Origin of the sequence: Shewanella morhuae (genome assembly GCF_003028295.1) — a bacterium.
Taxonomy (GTDB): domain Bacteria; phylum Pseudomonadota; class Gammaproteobacteria; order Enterobacterales; family Shewanellaceae; genus Shewanella; species Shewanella morhuae.
The window spans coordinates 2,066,677-2,090,828 of record NZ_PYSG01000002.1 but is presented as its reverse complement, the minus strand read 5'-3'; the positions used below and the strand labels follow the sequence as shown (position 1 = coordinate 2,090,828).

General features: G+C 36.4%; 21 protein-coding genes. 20 read left to right on the top strand and 1 reads right to left on the bottom strand.

Features of this window, described 5'->3' with window-relative positions; genetic code table 11:
• Positions 1 to 42: 42 nt before the first annotated feature.
• From rfbA to C9I43_RS09470, 20 genes are all read left to right on the top strand, one after another.
• The gene (rfbA, locus tag C9I43_RS09565) at positions 43 to 909 is read left to right on the top strand and encodes a glucose-1-phosphate thymidylyltransferase RfbA (RefSeq protein WP_107883296.1); all 867 of its coding nucleotides are present in this window, start codon (positions 43 to 45) and stop codon (positions 907 to 909) included.
• The gene (locus C9I43_RS09560) at positions 910 to 1,989 is read left to right on the top strand and encodes a DegT/DnrJ/EryC1/StrS family aminotransferase (RefSeq protein WP_107883295.1); all 1,080 of its coding nucleotides are present in this window, start codon (positions 910 to 912) and stop codon (positions 1,987 to 1,989) included.
• A complete protein-coding gene (locus C9I43_RS09555; protein WP_107883294.1) occupies positions 1,986 to 2,675 on the top strand; it encodes a WbqC family protein in 690 nt (229 codons plus the stop codon). Before C9I43_RS09560 ends, C9I43_RS09555 begins: the two co-directional genes overlap by 4 nt.
• A 3-nt stretch (positions 2,676 to 2,678) precedes the next feature.
• A complete protein-coding gene (locus tag C9I43_RS09550; RefSeq protein ID WP_107883293.1) occupies positions 2,679 to 3,647 on the top strand; it encodes a hypothetical protein in 969 nt (322 codons plus the stop codon).
• A complete protein-coding gene (locus C9I43_RS09545) occupies positions 3,631 to 4,191 on the top strand; it encodes a GNAT family N-acetyltransferase (RefSeq protein WP_107883292.1) in 561 nt (186 codons plus the stop codon). The genes C9I43_RS09550 and C9I43_RS09545 overlap by 17 nt, the downstream gene beginning before the upstream one ends.
• A gap of 6 nt (positions 4,192 to 4,197) precedes the next feature.
• A complete protein-coding gene (locus C9I43_RS09540) occupies positions 4,198 to 5,043 on the top strand; it encodes a 3-hydroxyacyl-CoA dehydrogenase family protein (RefSeq protein ID WP_107883291.1) in 846 nt (281 codons plus the stop codon).
• A gap of 34 nt (positions 5,044 to 5,077) precedes the next feature.
• Positions 5,078 to 6,589: an oligosaccharide flippase family protein gene (locus C9I43_RS09535; protein ID WP_107883290.1), complete on the top strand. Its 1,512-nt coding sequence runs from the start codon at positions 5,078 to 5,080 to the stop codon at positions 6,587 to 6,589.
• Positions 6,586 to 7,521 carry a glycosyltransferase family 2 protein gene (locus tag C9I43_RS09530; protein WP_181317869.1) on the top strand — a complete coding sequence of 312 codons (936 nt, stop codon included), beginning with the start codon at positions 6,586 to 6,588 and terminating at the stop codon, positions 7,519 to 7,521. The genes C9I43_RS09535 and C9I43_RS09530 overlap by 4 nt, the downstream gene beginning before the upstream one ends.
• A 9-nt stretch (positions 7,522 to 7,530) precedes the next feature.
• Complete coding sequence (asnB, locus tag C9I43_RS09525; protein ID WP_107883288.1) at positions 7,531 to 9,429, top strand: asparagine synthase (glutamine-hydrolyzing); 1,899 nt, start codon at positions 7,531 to 7,533, stop codon at positions 9,427 to 9,429.
• Positions 9,426 to 10,673: a hypothetical protein gene (locus C9I43_RS09520; protein WP_107883287.1), complete on the top strand. Its 1,248-nt coding sequence runs from the start codon at positions 9,426 to 9,428 to the stop codon at positions 10,671 to 10,673. The genes asnB and C9I43_RS09520 overlap by 4 nt, the downstream gene beginning before the upstream one ends.
• Positions 10,651 to 11,181 (top strand): serine O-acetyltransferase, encoded by a 531-nt coding sequence (locus tag C9I43_RS09515; RefSeq protein ID WP_107883286.1) that lies wholly within the window; start codon positions 10,651 to 10,653, stop codon positions 11,179 to 11,181. Before C9I43_RS09520 ends, C9I43_RS09515 begins: the two co-directional genes overlap by 23 nt.
• Before the next feature lie 8 nt (positions 11,182 to 11,189).
• Complete coding sequence (locus C9I43_RS09510) at positions 11,190 to 12,284, top strand: glycosyltransferase (RefSeq protein ID WP_107883285.1); 1,095 nt, start codon at positions 11,190 to 11,192, stop codon at positions 12,282 to 12,284.
• Positions 12,285 to 12,366: 82 nt separating this feature from the next.
• A complete protein-coding gene (locus C9I43_RS09505) occupies positions 12,367 to 13,251 on the top strand; it encodes a hypothetical protein (protein WP_146157133.1) in 885 nt (294 codons plus the stop codon).
• Positions 13,251 to 15,389: a bi-domain-containing oxidoreductase gene (locus C9I43_RS09500; RefSeq protein WP_107883283.1), complete on the top strand. Its 2,139-nt coding sequence runs from the start codon at positions 13,251 to 13,253 to the stop codon at positions 15,387 to 15,389. The genes C9I43_RS09505 and C9I43_RS09500 overlap by 1 nt, the downstream gene beginning before the upstream one ends.
• Complete coding sequence (locus tag C9I43_RS09495; RefSeq protein ID WP_107883282.1) at positions 15,389 to 17,203, top strand: heparinase II/III domain-containing protein; 1,815 nt, start codon at positions 15,389 to 15,391, stop codon at positions 17,201 to 17,203. The genes C9I43_RS09500 and C9I43_RS09495 overlap by 1 nt, the downstream gene beginning before the upstream one ends.
• A gap of 2 nt (positions 17,204 to 17,205) precedes the next feature.
• Positions 17,206 to 18,423 carry a glycosyltransferase family 4 protein gene (locus C9I43_RS09490; RefSeq protein WP_107883281.1) on the top strand — a complete coding sequence of 406 codons (1,218 nt, stop codon included), beginning with the start codon at positions 17,206 to 17,208 and terminating at the stop codon, positions 18,421 to 18,423.
• Positions 18,420 to 19,031, top strand: coding sequence for a sugar transferase (locus C9I43_RS09485; RefSeq protein ID WP_107883280.1), 612 nt, complete (start codon positions 18,420 to 18,422; stop codon positions 19,029 to 19,031). The genes C9I43_RS09490 and C9I43_RS09485 overlap by 4 nt, the downstream gene beginning before the upstream one ends.
• Positions 19,024 to 19,668 (top strand): acetyltransferase, encoded by a 645-nt coding sequence (locus C9I43_RS09480; protein WP_107883279.1) that lies wholly within the window; start codon positions 19,024 to 19,026, stop codon positions 19,666 to 19,668. Before C9I43_RS09485 ends, C9I43_RS09480 begins: the two co-directional genes overlap by 8 nt.
• A 5-nt stretch (positions 19,669 to 19,673) precedes the next feature.
• The gene (locus C9I43_RS09475) at positions 19,674 to 20,852 is read left to right on the top strand and encodes a DegT/DnrJ/EryC1/StrS family aminotransferase (protein WP_107883278.1); all 1,179 of its coding nucleotides are present in this window, start codon (positions 19,674 to 19,676) and stop codon (positions 20,850 to 20,852) included.
• Positions 20,853 to 20,943: 91 nt separating this feature from the next.
• A complete protein-coding gene (locus C9I43_RS09470) occupies positions 20,944 to 22,884 on the top strand; it encodes a nucleoside-diphosphate sugar epimerase/dehydratase (protein WP_107883277.1) in 1,941 nt (646 codons plus the stop codon).
• Positions 22,885 to 22,994: 110 nt separating this feature from the next.
• Here C9I43_RS09470 and rfbB read toward each other — a convergent pair whose 3' ends face one another.
• Positions 22,995 to 24,008 (bottom strand): dTDP-glucose 4,6-dehydratase, encoded by a 1,014-nt coding sequence (gene rfbB, locus C9I43_RS09465; RefSeq protein ID WP_107883276.1) that lies wholly within the window; start codon positions 24,006 to 24,008, stop codon positions 22,995 to 22,997.
• Positions 24,009 to 24,152: the final 144 nt, after the last annotated feature.

Here is a 24,152-nt window from a genome sequence, read left to right as displayed (position 1 = left end):
TTAATAGTTTTTACGTAAATAAGAATAACTATTTGAGGTGCTATGAAAGGTATTATTTTAGCCGGAGGTTCTGGTACTCGCTTGTATCCGATTACTAAAGGCGTTTCAAAACAGTTATTACCTGTTTATGATAAACCAATGATCTATTATCCTATTTCTGTACTAATGTTAGCAGGAATAAGAGAAATATTGATTATTACCACGCCGGAGGACCAGTCTTCATTTCAGCGTTTGCTTGGTGATGGAAGCGAGTTTGGCATCGAATTAGAATATGCGGTTCAGGAGACACCCGCAGGGCTTGCGCAAGCATTTTTAATTGGTGAGAAGTTTATTGGTGATAGAAGTGTTTGTTTAGCATTAGGTGATAATATTTTTTGGGGACAAGGATTTTCTCCTATTTTAAAAAGAGCTGTGGCACGTCCAACTGGTGCAACAGTATTTGGCTATCAAGTAAAAGACCCAGAACGTTTTGGTGTTGTTGAGTTTGATGATAACCTTAAAGCCATCAGTATCGAAGAGAAACCAACAAACCCTAAGTCACATTTTGCTGTAACTGGACTCTATTTCTATGATAATAGGGTTATTGATATTGCTAAAAAAGTTAACCCTTCAGAGCGCGGCGAACTAGAAATTACCAGCATTAATCAAGCGTATTTAGAAATGGGTGAGTTGAGTGTTGAGTTATTAGGTCGAGGCTTTGCTTGGCTAGATACAGGAACTCATGAAAGCCTTTTGGAAGCGGCTACATTTGTTGAGACAATAGAAAAGCGCCAAGGTTATAAGATTGCTTGTTTAGAGGAAATTGCTTTTTATAATAAATGGTTATCTGAAGAGCAAATAATTTATTTTGCGAAGCCTATGATGAAAAATGCTTATGGGCAGTATTTAATGAGTATATTGGAAAATTAAATGAATATATTATTAAATAATCCACTTCAGCCTGATTTAAATAAATTAACTAAATATTTACAACAAGTAAATGAAAGTCATTGGTACACAAATTTTGGTCCATTACATCAAAAACTTACTAACCGATTAGAAGAATATTTAGGTGTAGAACATTTATTATTAGTATCTAATGGGACTTTAGCTCTACAAGTTGCTTGCAAAGCATTAGGCATAACGTCAGCAATAACAACGCCATTTAGTTTTGTCGCCACAACCAGCTCACTACTATGGCAAGGTATGGAGGTTGCATTTAGTGATATAGACCCCGAAAGCTATAATCTTTGCCCCACTAAGCTAGAAAATGCACTGACTGAAGATGAGCATTTTGATGCTATTGTCGCGACACATGTGTATGGAAATCCATGCAATGTGACCGAAATTGAAAATGTCGCGAAAAAATTTAACAAGAAAGTTATTTACGATGCAGCTCATGCATTTGGCGTTAAAATTGGTGAACAATCAATACTTAAATTTGGTGATGCCAGTACGCTAAGTTTTCACGCTACCAAGGTATTCCATACTGTAGAAGGTGGTGCGATTATTTTTAAGCATAAGGCTGATTTTGAAAAAGCTAAACAGTTTATTAATTTTGGAATTAATGCCGATGGTAGTTTAGGTGAACCAGGTATTAATGCTAAGCTAAATGAGTATCAGTGCGCTGTAGGTTTAACGCTACTAGATGATATTGATGCAATAATTAAACATCGAGCTGAATTATTTAAACTGTATTGTGATCAACTAAAAAACATTGTTGAATTACCTATATGGCATAGCAAAGCGAGCTATAATGGTGCTTATATGCCAATCTATATTGCTGATTCGGAACGACAACTAAAAATTATCGAGGCACTAACAGGTAATAATATACAATGCCGTAGATATTTTTTTCCTTCATTAGATGTAGCCTATGATAAACAAAAAAGTTTCGGATGCTTTAGTAGCCAAAAAATTGCACTAGGCGCAATTTGTTTACCATTACATAGTTATATGACAGAAAATGATGTTTTAGCTGTGACAGACATTATAAAGGAGAATATATGAGTTTTGCTGTAATGCAACCTTATTTATTTCCATATTTAGGTTATTATCAATTAGTACATGCCGCAAATAAATTTGTTTTTTATGATGATGTAACCTTTATCAAAGGTGGTTATATAAATCGTAATAATATTTTAGCTAATGGAAAAGCTCAACGTTTTACCGTTCCTGTTCCTGGAATGTCATCAAACACATTAATTAATGAACTTAGTTTTGATAATAATGTAAAAAAAATTCTCAAGACAATCGAACAAAGCTATAAAAAATCACCTAACTTTGCGAATGTATTCCCTCTGATAGAATCAGTTTTATGTGATGATAATAGGAGTGTAGAGTATATTTGTGCAAAGAGTATTTCATTAGTATTCGATTATTTATCTATTGCGAAAGATTTTTGCTTTTCTAGTGCGCTTGAATATAATCGTGATTTATCTGCAGCTGATAAGTTAATATCTATGGCAGGTGTTTTAAAATTAAATTGTTATATAAATAGCCCTGGAGGGAAATCTCTTTACAATAAAGACTACTTTTCTAATAAAGGGGTTGATTTGTTTTTTATCGAAATGGAATATTATGAGTATAAGCAAAATTCAGATAGGTTTATCCCACATTTATCGATGATTGATATACTTATGCATAACAGTAAAGCTGATGTAATCGATATGCTGACTAAATATAAGTTGGTTTAATAGATGGCTATTGGTGGTTACAACCAACTTTCACTGACAAGTTTTAATACTCAGTTAGATATTAAAGCATATCAATTTCAATCTGCGCGAGCGGCATTATATGCGTACTTAAATGTCGTAAAAATTAAAAAACTGTATGTACCAAATTATATTTGCGACAGCATTTTTTCAGCCCTTGAATCATTAAATGTCAATGTTATATTTTATTCTATTAATGATCTTTTGCTGCCTGATAATATCTCTGAATGTACAAGTACGAATGATAGTAAGATATTATTAGTAAACTATTTTGGCTTGTTATCTGAGCAGATTAAAATATTAACCACAATAAGACCTGAATCTTTTATTGTTGATAATTCACAAGCTTTATTTTGTGAACACATTGAGGGCACTACAAGTATTTATTCACCACGTAAATTTTTAGGTATACCAGATGGTGGTTTACTACGAACGTCAATAAATATTGAGATGCCTGAAGATTGTTATGATGCAAGTAAAAATTGTGGTCACTTACTGCTGCGCGCAGCAGGCTATGTGCAAGCAGGATATAGTCAGTTTTTAGAGGCAGAGCAAGCGCTTGAGTGTTTTATACCAAAAAAAATGTCAGTAATATCAGCATACTTAATCAACTGTGCTGACATTAATCGAATTAAAGAAAAAAGACAGCGTAACTATAAGTTTTTGTATGACAAATTTAAATCATTAAACCAATTACAGCTCCCGATTAATGGTCAAGTACCGCTGTGCTATCCGCTAAAAATCAGCCATGATGTTGGAAGTGTTTATAAACAGCTCATTGATAATGGAATTTATTTACCTCGTTACTGGAAAAGTGAATTCAGTGGTGAAGTTGGGGTATATATGTTTCAAAATACCTTGTTTTTACCCATTGATGAAAGATTAGAAGAAGATGATGTGCAAGCATTATCCGATATTATAGAACAGAGGATAGAAAATGAATATTCAAGGTAAAGTCGTCACTTTGCGAGCAATAGAAATGGAAGATTTAGCGTTATTACATCAATGGGCTAATGAACCAGAAATTTGGGAGGGTCTCGGAGGGTGGCATTTTCCTTACTCGAGCACTAGTACTGAAAATTGGATAAAAAATATAAATAATAATGATCCAAAAAACCAAAACTTTGCTATTGAGACACCTGAACACGGTTTGATTGGTACAATAAATTTAGTCAACATAGATTGGAAAAACCGCAACGCCTTTAGTGGTGTTAGCCTTGGGAATAAAGATACTCGCGGAAAAGGTTATGCCTTAGATGCAGTCATGACGATTATGCGCTATGCATTCGACGAGCTAGGCTTAGTACGTTTAGATGGCGATATGATAGCAACAAATAAAGTATCAATAAACTTTTTTCAAAAAAGATGCGGCTGGGAAATAGAAGGTATTAAAAAAAGCTGGTTCTTTAGAAAAGGAGCATTTCATGACAAAGTAGTTGTAGGTATTACAGCTGATCGTTATAAAGAGTTCTTGATAGCAAGTGATTATTGGAGATAGTTAAAGATGCTGAAAAGTGTGGTGGTTGGGGCTGGTACAATGGGGTTAGGTATTTGTTACCTGTTAAGTAAAAACAAAGGGTATGTTACAGTAATTGTTAAAAATTTAGCCAAAGAGACTGACAAGCGTGCCTTTTTAGAGCGTCTAGCAAAAAAAGATGAAAAGCGTAATAATCTGACCGATGGCGATACTGCGACAGACTTGATGGACCGGATTACTTTCTCTGATCATTATAAAAGTGTAAGCGATGCACAGTTTGTCATTGAGGCAGTATCTGAGAATATCGATGTCAAATTAGATATTATCAAAAATATAGCAATTTACAGTAAAGATACGACGATAGTCGCAACAAATACTTCAAGTTTGTCTATAACTGAATTGGCCAGTGTTTACCTATACCCTGAAAAAATTATCGGCATGCACTTTTTTAACCCTGCAACAATTATGCAGTTGGTTGAAGTAATCAAAGGTTTTAATTCATCACAAAGCACAGTAGATTTCGTTTTAAATCTTGCAAAAGAATTAGGAAAATCTCCTATCGTAGTTGATGAGTATCCTGGTTTTGTCGTAAATCGTTTACTTATGCCAATGATTAATGAGGCTGTTAATTTACTAGATTTTGGTGTCGCGACATTAAAAGGTATTGATACTGCGATGAGGCAAGGAGCTAACCATCCTATAGGACCGTTGGAGCTTGCTGATTTAATAGGTATTGATGTGGTCTATGCAATTTTAGATACTTTGTATACAGAAACCGGTGAGCGTAGATATAAACCATCATATACATTAAAAAAAATGTGTTTAGCTAATAAACTAGGCCGAAAAACTAGCCAAGGTTTTTATACTTATTAAGTGAACTTTTTTTGTTGTTTAAGTGAGATAGTTTATGTCGCTGAAAAAAAATATAATTGCAAACTATGTTAGTCAATTGTATGTGACGGCTGTTGGTATATTAATTTTACCTTTCTACATAAAACATTTGGGGGCAGAGGCATACGGCTTAGTTGGTTTTTTTGTATTATTACAAGCTTGGTTTAATTTACTTGATCTTGGTTTAACGCCAACTATAAGTCGTGAAACTGCTAGGTTTAAAGCTGGAGTGATGAGTGCTTTATCATTTCGTCAGATTTACAGAGCGTTGAGTTTGATTTTTTTATTTATTGCAGTTGTGGGAGGGATTAGTTTATTTTTATTAGCCGAGATATTAGCTAATAATTGGCTCCAGTTTGATAGTTTATCTTTATTTTCTGTTGTTATCGCTATCAAAATTATGGCTGCAATTGTAGCACTCAGGTGGCTTTGTGGACTATATCGTGGTGTTATAACCGGTAGTGAGTCTCTAATTTGGTTAAGTTATTTTAACATAGCTGTAGCAACATTTCGGACAGTCGGTGTTTTTCCGATAATGTTTAAGTTTGGGTTTACTATCTCCGTATTCTTTATTTACCAACTTTTTATCGCACTGCTAGAATCTCTAATTCTTTTTTATAAGTCTAGAATTTTATTGCCTAAATTAAGCAAGTTTTCAGAGCCTATTGGTTGGTCAGTCAAACCATTAATGCCAGTGCTAAAATTTTCTATGACAATTGCTTTCACTGCGTCCATTTGGGTTCTTGTTACTCAAACGGATAAGTTGATTTTATCCAGTATCTTGCCTTTAGCTGAATATGGTTATTTTACTTTAGCTGTTCTTGTTGCTGGAGGCATTATGATAATCAGCGGACCTATCAGTAATGCGTTATTACCAAGAATGACTTCTCTATTTGCACAAGAAAAGCATCTCGAGATGTTAGCTATATATCGAAATGCAACGCAGTTCGTCGCCGTTATAGCAGGTTCCTGTGCAATTACTATGTTTTTTTGTGCGGAAAATCTTCTCTATGCATGGACTGGAGACCTTCATTTGTCACATTTCGTAGCCCCAATTCTACGACTTTATGTAATTGGCAATGGATTTCTAGTTATTGCTGCTTTCCCTTACTACTTACAATATGCTAAAGGGAACCTAAAATATCATCTTTATGGGAACTTAATTTTGGTTGGTATCCTTGTTCCCTTAATTGTGCTCGCAGCTAAGTATTATGGTGCAATTGGTGCTGGTTATACTTGGATGACAATTAACTTTTTATTCTTAATTTTTTGGGTGGCTTTTATTCATTATAAAATAGAACCCGGTTTACATTTAAAGTGGTTATTTAATGATGTTTTTATTTTAATTTTTCCAGCAGCATGCATTGGTTATTTCTTTAACTCCTTAAATTTTTCTTATTCGACACGTCTTGATAGTTTTTTAATATTGCTTATTGTTGGTATTCCTGTTCTACTAACGTCTTTACTATGCTCACCATTAATTAGAAAATACATTAACAAAAAATACTTAACGAAGGTGGTTGTGTGAGTTTAGTTAGTAAAGTGAAAGTTTCCGTTTGTGTTGTCACTTATAATCAAGAAGCTTTTATAGGTGATTGTTTAGATAGTATAGTAAATCAAAAAACTGATTTTGATTTTGAAGTCATTATTAGTGACGATTGCTCAACCGATAAGACAGCAGAAATTATTCAAGAATATGCAAATAAATACGATTTTATCCGACCTATTTCAAGAGATTTTAATGTAGGCGCTGGAGCTAATTATTTTAATGCCCATAGTTTAGCTATTGGTGAATATGTATGTCACTGTGATGGTGATGATATGTTTTTACCCGGAAAACTTCAAGAACAAGCCAATTTACTTGATTCTCATCCTTTATATTCAATGTCAACACATGCAGTAAATGTTATCGGCAGTGATGAAATTATCGGTTCTGCTCCAGGATTACCTGAAGTGGCTAATGTCGAGGAACTTGTTACCCTTGGTACATACTTTGTCCATAGTAGTGTAATGTATCGGCGTAATCTTAGACCCGCATATCCCAAGGGGTTCCAAGCTGTAGACTTTTATGTTTATATTGATATGGCTATAAATGGTCCAATCCATCTAGATAAGTCTGTTTATGGCTGTTATCGGAAGCACTCAGGAGGTGTATCATCGAATCCTCTCTATAAAGCAAAGATTGAAAGTTTTTATCGTGAAGCATATGAGCTAGCTATACGTTTAGGCGTAAATGAAGATGTTGTTAGGAATGCACAAGTCAAAAATAATATGAGTTTCTCTCTGGCTAGATGTTTTAATGGTGATTATATAGGCTTTAAGCAACTGATATTGTTAACAATTGAAGATTATCCTTATGCAAATTCGTTTCATCGTTTTTTACATTTTACACGTCATTTTTCTCTGATTGCACGTGGCTTAAATCTAGCGAAAAAAATTAAACATAAACTATTAAATTGAGAGCTTTGAATGTGTGGTTTTGTAGGATTTATCGATACTAAAATAGATTTTGATGTGAAAACTGTTTTAGAAAATATGCTGAGTAAAATTACTCATCGTGGACCTGACGATTCAGGTGTTTGGAATGAAGGTTGTGTGGCTTTAGGACATCAACGTTTATCAATCCATGACCTTTCTCCATTAGGCCATCAGCCTATGCATTCTCACTCAAATCGTTATGTAATAGTATTTAATGGTGAAATCTATAACTTCGAATCTCTTAAAGAAGAGTTAAATTTTGCTGGTATCTCATTTAAAAGTAGCTCAGATACCGAGGTATTATTGGCCTGTGTCGAAGCATGGGGCATTGAGTCGTCTCTTAAAAAGTTTACTGGGATGTTCGCCTTTGCACTTTGGGATAAAAAACAGAGCAAGCTTTATTTAGCTCGTGACCGTATGGGTGAAAAACCACTTTATTATGCTACTTTGCCAAATGGTGTTATTTTTGGTTCACAGCTGGGAAGTCTAACTCAACATCCTAGTTTTGATAAAGAGTTAGACAGAAATGCAATTGGCTTATATTTAAGACATGGTTATATTCCTGCACCGTCTAGTGTATATAAAAATATTAAAAAATTGCTGCCAGGTAGTTTTTTAATGTTTTATTTACATGGAAATAAAGTTATTTCTCAGCCAATAGTTAATTATTGGTCATTGAACCATATTGTCGAAAATAGAAAAAATGTTAAGTATCCAGATCAACCCCAAATTATAATTGATAAACTTGATGGTTTAATTAAAAAAAGCGTTGAGTTACAATCTAAAGCTGATGTGCCTCTGGGGGCTTTTTTATCAGGTGGAATTGATTCATCTTTAATTACAGCCTATATGCAATCGCAATCTTCTGTGCCGATTAATACTTTTACTATTGGTTTTAAAGATCCTAAATTTAACGAAGCAAAGTTTGCAAAAGAAATTGCAAATCATTTAGGTACTAGTCATACAGAGCATTATATCGATCAACATGATTTATTGTCAGTTATCCCTAAGTTAGCTGTTGTATACGATGAGCCATTCGCTGACTCTTCGCAGTTACCCACTTATATCGTCGGTGCTTTAGCAAAACAAAAAGTCACCGTTGCGCTATCAGGTGACGGTGGTGATGAGTTGTTTTGTGGTTATAGTCGTTACCAAAGAACAAATCAACGTTGGGAAAAAATAAGAAAAATTCCTAAACCAATACGTTCTGTCATTAATAAGCTTACCGATACAATTGGCATTCATTCTAATGTCCAAAATTTTAAATTAATGGGAAAAAGCTCTCATGAGTATATTCGAAGCTTTGAGTATTTAGGTTGTGTTGATTTTAACTCGTTCTATAAACGTTCTGTATCAACGTTATCTAGTGTGGAACGACTCGTTAAAGGGGCTTCACCACAGCTAACGATTTATGATGCAAAAGTGGCTAGTGGTCTGTATGAGCATATGATGAGTGTTGACACCAACCAGTACTTACCAGACGATATATTGGCTAAAGTTGATAGAGCATTTATGGCTTCAAGTCTTGAAGGACGAATTCCGTTACTTGATCATAATATTGTTGAGTTTGCTAAAATGATCCCAACAGATATTCATCGTTTCGATGGTAAAGGAAAATATTTATTACGACAGTTACTTTATAAAAAAGTACCTAAAAAATTAATTGAGCGTCCTAAAATGGGGTTTGCTATACCGCTAGATGAATGGTTAAGAGAAGATCTTAATGAATGGGCTAATAATTTACTTAATCCAATAAGATTAGAGACTGATGGAATTTTTGATGTGAACTTTGTAAGCAAAATGTGGCAACAGCATCAGTGTCGTGTCAATAACTGGGGGACTTTATTATGGTCGATTTTGATGTTTAATGCGTGGTTGGATGAGCAATGATTTTTCCTCGCTTTACACTTAATATTTCACAAGATGGTTTTTTATTCAAATCATTATTATTAATTTCGACTTTTCTTTATTTATTTCAGTTGAAGTTTTTAAGTTTTGAGTGGATGCCCACTACACGGTTTGTTTTTCTATTATGTACTTTTACCGTCGGTTTTAAATTGCTCTATTTTTTTAAGAAAGAAATAGAAAATAATATAATTTTTTATCTTATACAATGCTCAGTTTTTTTATATATTATATCGCAGATTATTTTACTTCCTACAGATTTTGGGATGCTAAGTAAAATAATTGTTTTTTTAGTTTTTACTCTTTATATGGCAGCTGCCGCGTCAATATTTTTTTTTGATGTGCGGCATTTTTTAAAAATACTCACTATATGTTGTAGTATTCAAGCTGTAATGGTGTTCGTTTCTTTTTTAGTTCCTGAATATAGAGATTGGCTTTCATCGATAATGGTAGAGGGAGGAAACATTCCTTTTTCTGATCCATTTAGGGTACCTGGTTTTTCAACTGGTTCTGGTGCTAGTTTGGCTTTAACAATATCGGCTGGGGTTTTTTCATCCATGGCGCTCTATTGGTGGTCAGAAAAATTGAAGCCTAAGCTATTATATTTATTGTTGTCTATATCAATGAGTGTGTCTTGTATTTTTGTAGGGAAATTAGGTCTGTTTTTGAGTTTGTTTTATGTATTAACTTTTTTTGTTTTGTCTTTTAATAACTTGAAGCATACAGGTTTTATTTTTTTTGTAACAGTATTTATCTTATTTTTAATATACCTTAGCTTAGATGTTGATTTGGATGCTATTGCATACCCTTTACAGCGCTCATTTTCAATTTTTTTAAATGGCGAAGACTCCTCTGTTGGTGCACTAGGTGAAATGCCGATACCACCTTTAGACATTACTACAATTATTGGTACTGGTCTAGCTTCTACTCCTAATGGTTTGAATGCCTCAGGTAGTGACATTGGCTATATTCAAACTTATTTTGGTTTTGGATTAATTATATCTATATTTTTCTATGCATCATTCTTTTTTTACTTGGTTTTTAATATACTTAAACTGCCGAAATCAAAAAATAAACTTCTATGTTTAATATTCTTTGCACCACTTTTTATTATAGAATTAAAAGAGCCTTTTGTTACAAAAATAACACATCCATTAATTTTACTCATTTTAATTTTTTTATCACAAAAAGAACTAGGAAGAAAAAATGCTCAAGGAAGACTTAAATAGAACTTATGAGTTAGTTCAAGGTGGTAAGATAAAAAAAATTATTGGATGCTATAGGGTACCTGGTTGCCATGCAATTGTAACGTATCGATTCGGTCAGTGGTTAGCTAAGCAGAATTTATTTACTCGGATTTTTTTAGAGCCTTTATATATTTTTCAGTACCATAGAATGCGTAGTAAATGGGGAATCGAAATTCCTAGAGCTGCCAATATAGGGTATGGTTTATATATTGGTCATAATGGTGGCATTGTAATATCAAGCCAAGTTAAAATTGGTAAAAACTTGAATATCTCGCAAGGGGTTACAATAGGTATATCTGGAAAAGGGGAGCGAAGGGGAGTACCGATTATTGGTGATAATGTGTATATTGCACCCGGCGCTAAGGTATTTGGAAAGATAACTATTGGTAACAATGTTTCAATTGGTGCTAATGCTGTTGTCAATAAAGATATTCCTGATAATTCTATTGTAGTGTTATCTCCCGGTTGTATCATTTTAGAGAAGAAATAAAGTTAATAATGAAAAGAAAAATACCTATACTATTAATGATAGATCATTTTGGATCTGGTGGTGCGCAAAGGCAAATTGTTAATATTGCCAATGGACTTGTTGATAATGGTGAGGATGTTCATATTTTTATATATTATCCTCAATATACACATCATAAAGTTAGTTTAGATAAAAGAGTTGTTATACATGAAGCTCTTAAGTCGGATAAACTCGGTCTGTCTGTTGTAGTGAAACTAATTAGTGTTCTATATAGATTTAAATATAAAAGTGCGCTTGTTTTTTTAAACACACCGGCCTTTTATTTAGAGTTAGCAAGTTTTTTTTATTTCAAACGCCTTGCTATCACCTATTCAGAGAGAACGTCTCTTGAGTTATTACCTACAAATTTTTTGAGTAATCTTAGGAATGAGTTTCATGGGGTGTGTAAAAATATTACTTCAAACTCTATTGTTCAATCTGAAAAGTTAAAACGTAAGTACGCAAAAAAAAATGTTGTTTATATTCCTAATGTAATGCCTGATCCTTTTTTTGATATAAATATCAATCCAGAGGCATTAAATGATAAGATATTTGTTGTGATCGCTCATACAACTCCATTCAAAAATTTTAGCTATATTGCGGAATCGTTAGTTTTATACAAGAAGAATTTTTCTACTAGTCTACCTGTAATTCATTGGTATGGAAGAATTATTGATTCTGAAGAGTTAATTCGTATTAAATCAATGTTGGCTGATAATGATTTAACTGAGAATTTAGTTTTTTGTGGTGCATCTAATAATATTCCAAAAATTTTGGAAAAGTCATTTATGTTAATTCACCCGTCAAAGTATGAGTCTTCATCTAACTCAGTAGCAGAAGCCTTGGCAACTGGAACACCTGTCATTCTTGGTGATATTGCAGATCATAAAATTATTTTAGACGAATCATCATCAGGTTTTTTGGTTAATATTGAAAAACCTTATGACCTTACTTTATCACTCAATAATGCGATGAATATTGACCCAGTTAAATATAGTGAATTATGTAGTAATGCAAAAAACTATGCCATTAATAATTTTAAATCTGTTAGTGTCCTCGATAAGTACGCAAAACTACTTTCTTAAAGAAAGTTAACGTTTTTACATCAAATAGTATTGTATATTAGTTATTGATGTGAATTATTTTACAATAAGTGGTTGGGTCGTTATGGATATTTGTATTGTGGGACGTTTTCCTCCTCCAATCGGAGGGGTTAGCGTATATGTTACAAGACGTTATTCTCATATGTTAAATAGTGGTAAACATGTGGGGAAGCTAGACTTTTCTAATAAGTTATTTTTGTTTGAATTATTTAAATTCAAAGCTAATCAGTATGAAGTTAATTCTATAAATTTATTTGTCGTGCTTATTTTCTTTTTTATGGGGAAAATAAATAAAAGTATTTTTGTAGATCATAATGCTTCTAGACATTGTAGCGGAGTTAAGAAAAAAATATTATTGTTTATTTTAAATTATTCAGCAGGTATATACATTGTTAATCCGAATTTGGCTGGGTTTTATCCGTCGAATTTTAAAATAAAACTAATATCACCTTTTGTTCCTCCAGACGAATCAGAGTATGATTCTATCTATGATAAATATCCAAAAGAAGTTAAAGATTTTATTCGCAATGATTCATTTGTAGTAAACTCTGCTTGGAAGTTTATACCTTGTGGTGATGGGGATTTATATGGTCTTGGAACTAGTCTTAAGTTACTTGATTCTATACCAGAAATGAAGTTGTTACTTGTTCTAGGACTTTATGAACCCGATTTTTTTCCTGAATATTGTAAAAAGTTAATTGTTAAACATATTGATTCAGGTCGTCTTTGTATTTTATCTGGACAACATCAGCTATGGCCTGTTTTTAAGGAAAAACCAATTTTTTTAAGGTTGACTCCTACTGATGGAGATAGTGTTAGTGTAAGAGAAGCATTACATTTTTCATGCAAGACTATTGCATCAGATTCAATAGTCCGGCCAGCCGGTTGTATTACCTATAATTACGGTTCTTTTGAAAGTTTACAATTAATATTAAATGAGCATTTATAATGAAACAAATTCTTCAAGATATGGCTAAAGGTGGCACTGCCATTGTTGAAGCCCCAGCTCCTCAAGCCACTAAAAATCATGTTGTAATCGATACCAGCACTACATTAATTTCTGCGGGTACTGAAAGAATGTTGGTAGACTTTGGCAAAGCTAACTTAATAGATAAAGCCCGCGCGCAACCCGATAAAGTTAAAATGGTACTCGAAAAAGTCCAAACTGATGGATTGATGACGACCATCGATGCCGTTAAATCTAAGTTAGCACAACCACTTCCACTGGGTTATTGTAATGTTGGTTTAATTCAGTCTGTTGGCCAAGGTGCTAATGATTTTAATATAGGTGATCGAGTTGTATCTAATGGTCCACATGCTGATGTTGTTCGTGTTGCAAAAAATTTAGTGGCTAAAATCCCTGATAATGTTAGTGATGAAGAAGCTTCATTTACTGTTGTTGCAAGTATTGGTTTGCAAGGTATTCGTTTAGCGAATCCGACGATGGGTGAATGTTTTGCTGTTACTGGCGTTGGGTTGATTGGTCTACTTACAGTACAAATGCTTAGAGCACAAGGGTGCCGCGTTTTAGCTATTGATTATGACCAAACAAAGCTTGATTTAGCCAAGCAATTCGGTGCCCAAACGTGTAATCCTGGTAAAGGAGAAGATCCTGTAGCGGCTGGTATGGCTTTTAGTCGTGGTGAAGGTGTTGATGGTGTGATTATCACAGCTTCGACAAAATCAAACGACCCTGTAACACAAGCTGCGCGTATGAGCCGTAAACGAGGTCGCATTATTTTAGTTGGTGTTATTGGGTTAGAATTGAGCCGTGCTGATTTTTATCAAAAAGAATTAACATTTCAGGTTTCATGCTCCTATGGTCCTGGTCGATACGATCCAAGCTACGAGGAGCAAGGTAATGATTATCCACTTGCATTTGTTCGCTGGACTGAAAAACGTAATTTTGAGGCTATTTTAGATATGATGGCGGGTGGGCAAATTGATGTTAAATCATTAATTTCCCATCGATTTAAATTTGAAAATGCCAGTGACGCTTATGATTTATTGACCTCTGATAAAAGGGCATTAGGCATATTGCTACAGTATGAGTCTGAAGCACAATATCGCCACGAGAAAACTATCTCTTTAAATACAGTTCCGCAATACAAAGCAGGTGATACAATCGTTGGTTTTATTGGTGCAGGCAATTATGCATCCCGCATGTTGATACCAGCATTTAAAAAGGCCGGTGCTCAATTTCATAGTATTGCTACCTCTGGTGGGGTAAATGGTGTTATTCATGGTGAAAAGGCTGGTTTTACTGAAGCTACGACAGACACCCAGGCTATGATCGAGAACCCTGATATTAATACCATCGTAATTGTCACGCGGCATAATAGCCATGCTTACTTTGTTGAACATGCATTAAAAGCGGGTAAAAATGTGTTTGTTGAAAAGCCATTAGCGATTTCTCATGAGGAATTAGCGGCTGTAAAACGTGCATACGGCGAAGCAATAAAGGCTAATAATGCGCCTAAATTAATGGTTGGATTCAACCGTCGTTTTTCACCACAAATACAGAGAATGAAATCATTACTTGAGTCTATTAAAGAGCCTAAGTCTTTCATCATGACTATGAATGCAGGTAGTATTCCTGCAGATCATTGGACGCAAGACAATAGTGTCGGTGGTGGACGAATTATAGGTGAGGCATGCCATTTCATTGATTTAATGCGCTATTTAGCTGGCAGTGAGATTGTCTCTATTCAAGCTCGTAGAATGGGTGATACAGATTCAGTTGCAATTGTTGAAGATAAAGCCGCTATCACTTTGGGTTTTGCTGATGGTTCATTTGGTACAATTCATTATTTAGCAAATGGAGCTGCTAGTTTTCCTAAAGAAAGGGTGGAGGTATTTGCTGCTGGTAGAATTCTACAATTAGATAACTTTATTAAATTGAAAGGGTTTGGTTGGAAAGGTTTTAAAAAGATGAATTTATGGAAGCAAGATAAAGGCCAAACTGCTTGTTCTGCTGCATTTATAGATTCAATTAAATTAGCGGCTCCATCACCAATATCTGCCGATGAGCTATTTGAAGTGGCTAGAGTTACCATTGACATCGCTGAGCAGCTGCGAACACAGTAATGAATTTCGTTAAAATTAAAACAGCAATTGCATTGGGTGTGCTTAATTTATTCCGCGTTGTTACTTATAAATTAGGTATCGAATTGGGTTTCAATAAAGTTAAGAAAATTACCGGTAATTTAGCTGATGGGGAACTTTTCAAACCTTACAAAGGCTTGGTTAATAATCTTGAATGTAACAAACAATGGCTAGATAATCATACTTATCTGGGCGTTACTGTTAAAAATAAAGCGATACCTAGTTGGCATCAAAGTTGTTTGACCCAAAGGTCTGCACCAAGTCATAAACCCTGGTATTTAATCGCCGATTTTAATGAGCAATTGGGCGATATTAAAGGAGTTTGGGAGGCTTCTCGTTTTGATTGGGTTATTGGATTTGTTCAAAAAACTAAATGTGGAGATGAATTAGCTCTAGATTCTTTAAACATTTGGCTCGCTGATTGGATATTAAATAACCCTCCGTATTTTGGTGTTAACTGGAAGTGTGGTCAAGAAGCTTCAATTCGTATTATGCATTTAGCGTTAGCCGCAATATTATTGGAGCAAACTAATAAAACTAGTATCCCTTTACTTCGTTTTGTTAAAGCTCATTTAAAGCGCATATCACCTACTATTATGTATGCAGTTGCTCAAGATAATAACCATGGAACATCTGAAGCCGCTGCTCTCTACATTGGAGGGTCTTGGTTGTCTTTGAATGGTGATAGTGATGGAGTTAAATGGCAACAACTTGGTATAAAATGGCTTGAAAATAGAGCCAGTAGGTTAATTGAAACTGATGGTAGCTTTAGTCAATACTCTGTAAATTATCACAGGCTGATGCTTGATACTTACAGTTTGGTCGAGGTGTGGCGATTAAAACATAAGTTACCTATTTTTTCAGCAAGTTTATATACAAAATTAACAGCTGCGACTCATTGGCTTTATTGTTTTACTAATTCTGAATGTGGTGATGCTCCAAACCTTGGGGCAAATGATGGTGCACGTTTAATCCCCTTAACTAGTAGCGATTACCGTGACTTTAGGCCTAGTGTTCAATTAGCTAGTTTACTTTTTTGTCAAGCTTTAGCATATAAAGGGGATGGCGGATTTAATTTACCACTTCTGTGGTTAGAGTTAAGTAGACCTGATGCATTTTTAATAGATAAAAAATCTAAAGATTTTGATTGTGGTGGTTATGCTTTTTTAAAGAATAGCAAAGCTGAAGTTTTTCTAAACTATCCAAAATTTAAATTTAGACCTAGTCAATGTGATGCTTTGCATATTGATTTATGGCTTGGGAACGAAAATGTATTCAGAGATGGTGGTACATTTAGTTATAATGCAGGTCAGAAATATATTGATTATTATGGTGGGGTGAAAAGTCATAATACTGTTGAGTTTGATGAACATGAGCAAATGCCGAGGTTAAGTCGTTTTTTATTGGGTGATTGGTTAACTACTCATTTTAAAAAGCCGCTTGTAGTTAATCAACATAGTCAAAGTATTACTGTTGGTTATAAGGATTATTATCATTGTGAGCATATACGAACAGTTGCATTGTTATCATCATCTTTAATAATTAAAGATGAGCTGTCTGGATTTCAAAGTAAAGCTATTTTACGTTTTAGATTAATCCCCTCAAATTGGAAGGTTTTTAATAACTCACTTGTTAGCGATTCCTGCACAATCATTTTTACTGCTGATGTGCATATAGAACGTTTTGAATTAACTTCTGGGTTTGAATCTCGTTATTATTATCAAGAATCAGAGATTCCGGTTATTGAACTTGAAATCAATAAGCCTGGAATAATTATTACGGAAGTAAAATTATAATCATGAGAGTTTTATATTTTCATCAACATTTCTCTACTCCGAGTGGCTCTACAGGGATTCGCTCATATGAAATGGCACAGCGATTAGTTGAGCATGGACACCAGATCACAATGGTATGTGGAAGTTATGGTGGCGGCGAAACGGGTATAACAGATAAGTTTGTCAGAGGCCGCAGAAAGGGTCTAGTTGATGGTATTGATATCATTGAATTTGACTTGGCCTATTCAAACACTGATGGATTTACTAAACGCGCGAGCACGTTCTTAATGTTTGCTTTAAAGAGTGTGGGTATTGCTTTGACACATAAGTATGATGTTGTTTTTGCTACAACGACTCCTTTAACAGCAGGGATACCGGGTATTTTTGCTAGATGGTTACGTTTTAAACCTTTTGTATTTGAAGTTCGAGATTTATGGCCTGAGTTACCAAAACAAATGGGAGTAATTAAAAATCCTCTTATTTTAAGTGCTATGTCAATTTTAGAGTGGTGTTCATACCGTTCTGCTCATAGATGTGTAGGTTTATCTCCAGGAATTGTTGAGGGAATCAAGAAACGAGGTGTAAAAGCAAGTAAAATAGCCTTAGTTCCTAATGGGTGTGATTTAAATATTTTTGCTGAAAAAGTTATATCATGGCGCCCGAGCAATGTTTTAGATACTGATTTTATAGCCATTTTTACAGGTACGCATGGTGTTGCTAATGGCTTGGATGCCGCGCTTGATGCGGCAGCTGAACTCAAACTTCGTGGTCGAACGGATATAAAACTTGTTTTTGTAGGGCAAGGAAAGTTAAAAGCTAAATTGCAGCAGCGAGTTGTTGAAGATAAGCTTGAAAATGTGATTTTTCATGCTCCGATCAATAAAAGAAAACTCGCGCAACTGATGAAAGGGGCTGATATTGGGTTGCAGCTATTAGCTAATATTCCCGCTTTTTATTATGGTACATCACCGAACAAATTTTTTGATTATATTTCAGCCGGTTTACCTGTTTTAAATAATTATCCTGGTTGGTTAGCGGGTATGATAAAGGAAAATGATTGCGGTTATACCGTGGAACCAGATAATGCTAGCGCATTTGCTGATGCTCTAGAGCATGCTGCAGACAATAAAATATTACTCCCTAAAATGGGTGAGAATGCTCAGGCATTGGCAAAGCGAGAATTTGATCGTCATAACTTAGCTAATAAGTGGGTTACTTGGGTTACAGGAGTAGCTAAATGAAACGTCTATTTGATTTTATTGTAGCACTTAGTGCTCTATTTATCTTATTACCTATTATCATTATTGTATCCTTATTTATTCGCGTTAAACTAGGTTCGCCGATACTCTTTACCCAAGCTAGACCTGGGTTGCATGGTCAAATTTTTAATATTATGAAATTCAGAAGTATGCTTGATACTAGAGATGAACGAGGAGACATCTTGCCTGACGAGTTGCGGTTGACACATTTTGGCCGTTTATTACGCTCAACTAGTTTAGATGAGTTGCCAGGATTATTTAATGTATTAAAGGGGGATATGAGCTTGGTAGGACCACGGCCATTGCTTGTGCAATATTTGCCTTTATACAACAAAGAGCAATCTCGTAGGCATAACGTACGTCCAGGAATTACTGGATGGGCGCAGGTTAATGGTCGAAATGCTATTAGCTGGGAAGAAAAGTTTAATCTCGATGTTTGGTATGTTGAAAACATCTCCTTTTGGCTTGATATCAAAATCCTGTTGTTAACCGTGAAAAAAGTTCTTGTTAAAGAGGGGATTTCTGCTGAGGGACATGTAACCATTGAGCCTTTTACTGGGCAAGAGCACCGAGGAAATACCAATGAGTAATCGCGCTGTTGTTTCATGCGCTATCCTTGGCGCAAGTGGTCATGGCAAAGTGATCGCGGAAATAGCTGAGCTTAATGGTTTTTCTGAAATTCACTTCTATGATGATCGATGGCCTGAGTTAGCACTGATTGAGCATTGGCCTGTGTCTGGTAATAGCGATACACTTATAAGACGAGTCCATGATTATGCAAATGTAGTGGTCGCAATCGGTCACAATGTTACTAGGATGAATAAGTATCGAACGCTGCTTGAGCAAGGCGCAAGTTGTTTACCTTTAGTTCACCCTAGTGCCGTGGTCAGTCGTTACGCCAAACTTGGTTACGGTACAGTTGTTATGGCTGGAGCCGTGATCAATCCATTTAGCTGCATCGGTAAGGGTTGTATTATCAACACCGCCGCCACGGTTGATCACGAATGTGTGATAGCTGATGGTGTGCATGTTAGCCCTGGGGCACATTTAGCTGGAGCGGTTGAAGTTGCCGAGGCTACTTGGTTAGGTATCGGCTGCCATATTAAGCAACGGATCAAAATAGGTTCAAACGCTGTTGTTGCCGCAGGAGCAACAGTGATCAACGATGTATTAGATAATCAAACGGTTGTTGGTGTCCCAGCTAAACCAATTTGCCCTAAGGAATAATCACTGTGTTAAATACGCCATTTTCCCCTTGGCCAAGCTTCACACAAGAAGAGGCCGATGCTGTCAGTTGTGTGTTACTGTCAAATAAAGTTAACTACTGGACTGGCAATGAGTGTCGTGAATTCGAGAAAGAGTTCGCTGAATGGACTGGTACAGAATACGCTATTGCTTTATGCAATGGTACTTTAGCTCTTGATGTTGCGCTTAAGGCTTTAGGTGTTGCTGCCGGTGATGATGTCATTGTTACCCCAAGGACTTTTTTGGCCTCAGCTTCAACCGTTGTTACTGCAGGAGCTAACCCAATATTTGCCGATGTTGATCTAAATAGTCAAAATATCACCGCTGAAACAATTGAGAAAGCAGTAACTCCTAATACCAAGGCGGTGGTAGTAGTGCACCTTGCTGGTATGCCTGCAGATATGGATCCTATAATGGCGCTAGCGGCTGAAAAGGGTTTTTATGTGATAGAGGATTGTGCTCAGGCTCATGGTTCTCGATATAAAGGTCGTGCAGTGGGTAGCATTGGCCATATTGGTGCTTGGTCTTTCTGCCAAGATAAAATTATGACTACTGGTGGTGAAGGTGGAATGGTCACTACTAACGACAAAACCCTGTGGCAAACCATGTGGTCTTATAAAGATCATGGTAAGAGCTTCGATTCAGTCTATCATAAACAGCATCCACAAGGGTTCCGTTGGGTACATGATTCATTTGGCACAAATTGGCGAATGCTTGAGATACAAGCGGTGATTGGACGTATTCAGCTTAAACGTATGGCAACTTGGACTGCCGCACGTGTTGCCAATGCCGCTCTGCTGGATGCTACTGCAAGTTTATACCCTGTACTTAGAATTGTTGATGTCCCAAATGATGTTGTGCATGCAGAGTATAAACACTACTTTTTTGTGAATAATGATAAATTAGCTCCTGGTTGGAGTCGTGACCGCATTGTCGATGAGGTTTTTGCATTAGGAGTGCCTTGTTATCACGGTAGTTGTTCAGAGGTTTATCTGGAAAAAGCCTTTGATGGTAGTCCTTGGCGGCCTGAAAAACGATTCCCTAATGCTAAGCATTTAGGTGAAACCAGCATTATGATGCTAGTCCATCCTACTTTAACAGCGGATGAAATGCATAAAGCGTGTGCCGTTTTATCTAATGTATTAACCCTGGCATCAATTAAATAGACATTTAGGGTGCAAATAAGCTGAACCTGATACTTGGTTTATTTAATTTTAGCGGTTGTTTTTATGAGTTTTCTTATTATTTGGGGCAAAGATGGAGTTTTTGCAGTGTTTATTTTCTTTAAAGCGGGCACAGAAGCGTTTAGTGAGTGTCGCAATTGATTCGGTATTCCTCTTAGTCGCATTTTGGGCAGCATTACTGGTACGTTTGGATGCCGTGAGCGTATTAACTAATAGCGCATACTGGTTGCTCATTATTTTTGTTGTGCCAGTGAGTATTTTGGTATTTGTTAAGCTGGGGTTATATCGCGCAGTGCTTAGATATATGGGATTGCAGGCGTTAACTGCGATTATTGTTGGCGTACTTGCATCGACAGTGTCGTTAGTGCTAATTGCGTATTATAGTGAGGCCAATTTACCACGTACTGTACCAATTATTTACGCAGCTTTTGCCTTGGTATTTATCGGTGGAACTCGCGCTATGGTGCGCTCGCTAGTGGGGGCTGGTCTAAAGCGAGTTGGTGAACCTGTGATTATTTATGGTGCTGGTGTGAGTGGTCGCCAACTGGTAACTTCACTTGTACAAAGTCATGAGTATTATCCCTTCGCATTTGTTGATGATGATGTCACCTTACATGGCACGGTTATTCAAGGAGTGCATGTTCACTCGCCTTCTATTATTAAAAAGCTGATCTTACAAAAAACGGCCACTAAGGTGCTGTTGGCAATGCCGAGTGCGCCACGATCTCGTCGACAAGAAATTTTATTGCAACTTGAGCCCTTAGCCGTTCAAGTTTTAACTTTACCCGCGATGGCCGATTTGGTTAATGGCACAAAATTATATAGTGATATTAAAGAAGTCGAAATTGATGACTTATTAGGTCGAGATGCCGTTAATCCGCGAAGCGACCTCCTAAGTGCAAATATTCGTAATAAAGTGGTGATGGTAACCGGTGCCGGCGGCTCAATTGGTTCTGAGCTTTGTCGGCAAATCCTCAAGCAACGTCCTAAAAAATTAATCCTATTTGAGCTGTCGGAATATGGTTTATATGCCATAGAACGCGAATTACGCGTTACGGCGCATGATTTAGGTTTGGATGTTGAAATTTTCCCCATGATGGGCTCTGTTCAGCGCGCAAATCGTATCGAAGCCGTGATGAAGGCTTTTGGTGTGCAGACGGTTTATCATGCCGCCGCGTACAAACATGTTCCGTTAGTTGAGCACAATGTGGTTGAAGGTGTTCGCAATAATGTGTTTGGTACCTTATATACCGCTCGAGCAGCCATAGCGGCTAATGTTGAGACGTTTGTCCTTATTTCAACCGATAAAGCGGTAAGACCAACCAACATTATGGGGACCACTAAACGTATGGCTGAGTTGGTTCTGCAAGCGTTATCGAAGTTAGATCATAACACGCGTTTTTGTATGGTGCGTTTTGGTAACGTACTAGGATCTTCTGGTTCAGTTGTGCCTTTATTCAGGAGTCAAATCGCTAACGGTGGGCCTGTGACGGTGACGCATCCTGAGATCACCCGCTTCTTTATGACCATTCCAGAGGCTTCTCAGTTAGTCATTCAGGCGGGTGCTATGGGGAAGGGCGGTGATGTGTTTGTTCTGGATATGGGGAAATCCGTCAAAATAGTTGATTTAGCGGCGAAAATGATCCGTCTAAGTGGATTTGAAGTTAAAGATGAGAAAAATCCAGATGGCGATATCGCAATTGAATTTAGTGGTCTACGTCCTGGCGAAAAGTTATATGAAGAATTGCTTATCGGTGATGATGTTACTGGTACTGAGCATGAGCGTATTATGACGGCCAATGAATTATGCCTGCCTTGGAATGAGCTCGATATTATTATAAATGGCTTAGATAAAGCTTGTCATGAGTTCAATCATGAGTGGATCCGCGATATCCTCCTAACCGCGCCGACAGGGTTTAATCCGACAGATGGTATTTGTGATCTTGTTTGGTTACAAAAGAAATCGTTACCGCTAGTTGAAACTAAAAAGAAAGTGGTTACTTTGTTTTCTTAGTTGTGTTTTTTATTTCAAAAGCCAAATCAGGATTGATTTGGCTTTTTTGTTTTTAAGACTTTTAAGCGCCCTAGGTGCAACTCCCAACAAAGACCGCAATAAAGCCCTTCTTAACTTTCCTTCACTAACCACTCGACCGTTTTTCTTAGCCCTGAATTGAAGGACTCTAATGGCTGCCAACCGAGCTCTTGCAGGATCTTGCTGGCATCAATAGCATAACGTACATCATGCCCAGGTCTGTCAGTTACATACTTAATTAAACTACGAAAACCGTCCCCATTAACGCAAAGGGCTTGCGGATGATGAGGCACTAACTCTTCGAGTAAATCGCAAATTTGATACACAACCTCAAGATTACTGCGCTCATTAGTGCCACCAATATTATAAGTCTCACCAACTCTTCCTTGCGTCACCACAAGAAGCAAAGCCCGAACATGATCATCAACATACAACCAGTCACGTACTTGTTGGCCATTACCATACACAGGTAAAGATTTCCCTGCCAATGCATTAAGCACCATTAATGGGATCAATTTTTCAGGATATTGAAAGGGTCCATAATTATTAGAGCAGTTAGTGATAACTATCGGTAAGTTATAGGTGCGATGCCAGGCTCGAACAAGATGATCCGCCGAGGCTTTACTTGCTGAGTAAGGAGAGCTCGGATCATAGGCTGAGGTTTCACTAAACAATCCTGTTTCGGCCAGAGAACCAAAGACCTCATCAGTTGAAACATGATGGAATCTAAACAGTGCTTTTCTCGAAGCATCCAGTAGCATCCAATATTGGCGAGATGCTTCTAACAAAGTGTAAGTGCCCACTATATTGGTATGAATAAATGCTGTAGGTCCTTCTATGGAGCGATCCACATGACTTTCTGCAGCTAAATGCATCACAACATCTGGCTGAAATTGCTGCAAAATAGAATCTACTTTGGCTGTATCACAAATATCAGCCTTTACAAATTGGTAGCGCGCATTATCGGTAATATCAGCCAAAGCATCGGGATGGCTAGCATAGGTTAATTTATCAACATTAAGCACATAATAGTCTGTTTGCTGGATCAGCATTCGAACTAAAGCTGAACCAATAAACCCCGCACCACCCGTAACTAAAATTCGCATAATATCTTCCACACAGCACAGCTTAACAAGCAAAAAAGTAATGAAGTTTATCAGAAAAACAGAGTATCGCTGTGCTCCTTCTCTAGAGTCTGAACAAAAGCCATCCTAGATTTTCCTCGTGAACGCGAGGGTTCAGCTTTCATG

Bases quoted from the DNA above. Each gene is read 5' to 3' on its own strand.
- rfbA (WP_107883296.1), top strand. From the start codon at position 43: ATGAAAGGTATTATTTTAGCCGGAGGTTCTGGTACTCGCTTGTATCCG.
- C9I43_RS09560 (WP_107883295.1), top strand. From the start codon at position 910: ATGAATATATTATTAAATAATCCACTTCAGCCTGATTTAAATAAATTA.
- C9I43_RS09555 (WP_107883294.1), top strand. From the start codon at position 1,986: ATGAGTTTTGCTGTAATGCAACCTTATTTATTTCCATATTTAGGTTAT.
- C9I43_RS09550 (WP_107883293.1), top strand. From the start codon at position 2,679: ATGGCTATTGGTGGTTACAACCAACTTTCACTGACAAGTTTTAATACT.
- C9I43_RS09545 (WP_107883292.1), top strand. From the start codon at position 3,631: ATGAATATTCAAGGTAAAGTCGTCACTTTGCGAGCAATAGAAATGGAA.
- C9I43_RS09540 (WP_107883291.1), top strand. From the start codon at position 4,198: ATGCTGAAAAGTGTGGTGGTTGGGGCTGGTACAATGGGGTTAGGTATT.
- C9I43_RS09535 (WP_107883290.1), top strand. From the start codon at position 5,078: ATGTCGCTGAAAAAAAATATAATTGCAAACTATGTTAGTCAATTGTAT.
- asnB (WP_107883288.1), top strand. From the start codon at position 7,531: ATGTGTGGTTTTGTAGGATTTATCGATACTAAAATAGATTTTGATGTG.
- C9I43_RS09520 (WP_107883287.1), top strand. From the start codon at position 9,426: ATGATTTTTCCTCGCTTTACACTTAATATTTCACAAGATGGTTTTTTA.
- C9I43_RS09515 (WP_107883286.1), top strand. From the start codon at position 10,651: ATGCTCAAGGAAGACTTAAATAGAACTTATGAGTTAGTTCAAGGTGGT.
- C9I43_RS09510 (WP_107883285.1), top strand. From the start codon at position 11,190: ATGAAAAGAAAAATACCTATACTATTAATGATAGATCATTTTGGATCT.
- C9I43_RS09505 (WP_146157133.1), top strand. From the start codon at position 12,367: ATGGATATTTGTATTGTGGGACGTTTTCCTCCTCCAATCGGAGGGGTT.
- C9I43_RS09500 (WP_107883283.1), top strand. From the start codon at position 13,251: ATGAAACAAATTCTTCAAGATATGGCTAAAGGTGGCACTGCCATTGTT.
- C9I43_RS09495 (WP_107883282.1), top strand. From the start codon at position 15,389: ATGAATTTCGTTAAAATTAAAACAGCAATTGCATTGGGTGTGCTTAAT.
- C9I43_RS09490 (WP_107883281.1), top strand. From the start codon at position 17,206: ATGAGAGTTTTATATTTTCATCAACATTTCTCTACTCCGAGTGGCTCT.
- C9I43_RS09485 (WP_107883280.1), top strand. From the start codon at position 18,420: ATGAAACGTCTATTTGATTTTATTGTAGCACTTAGTGCTCTATTTATC.
- C9I43_RS09480 (WP_107883279.1), top strand. From the start codon at position 19,024: ATGAGTAATCGCGCTGTTGTTTCATGCGCTATCCTTGGCGCAAGTGGT.
- C9I43_RS09470 (WP_107883277.1), top strand. From the start codon at position 20,944: ATGGAGTTTTTGCAGTGTTTATTTTCTTTAAAGCGGGCACAGAAGCGT.
- rfbB (WP_107883276.1), bottom strand. From the start codon at position 24,008: ATGCGAATTTTAGTTACGGGTGGTGCGGGGTTTATTGGTTCAGCTTTA.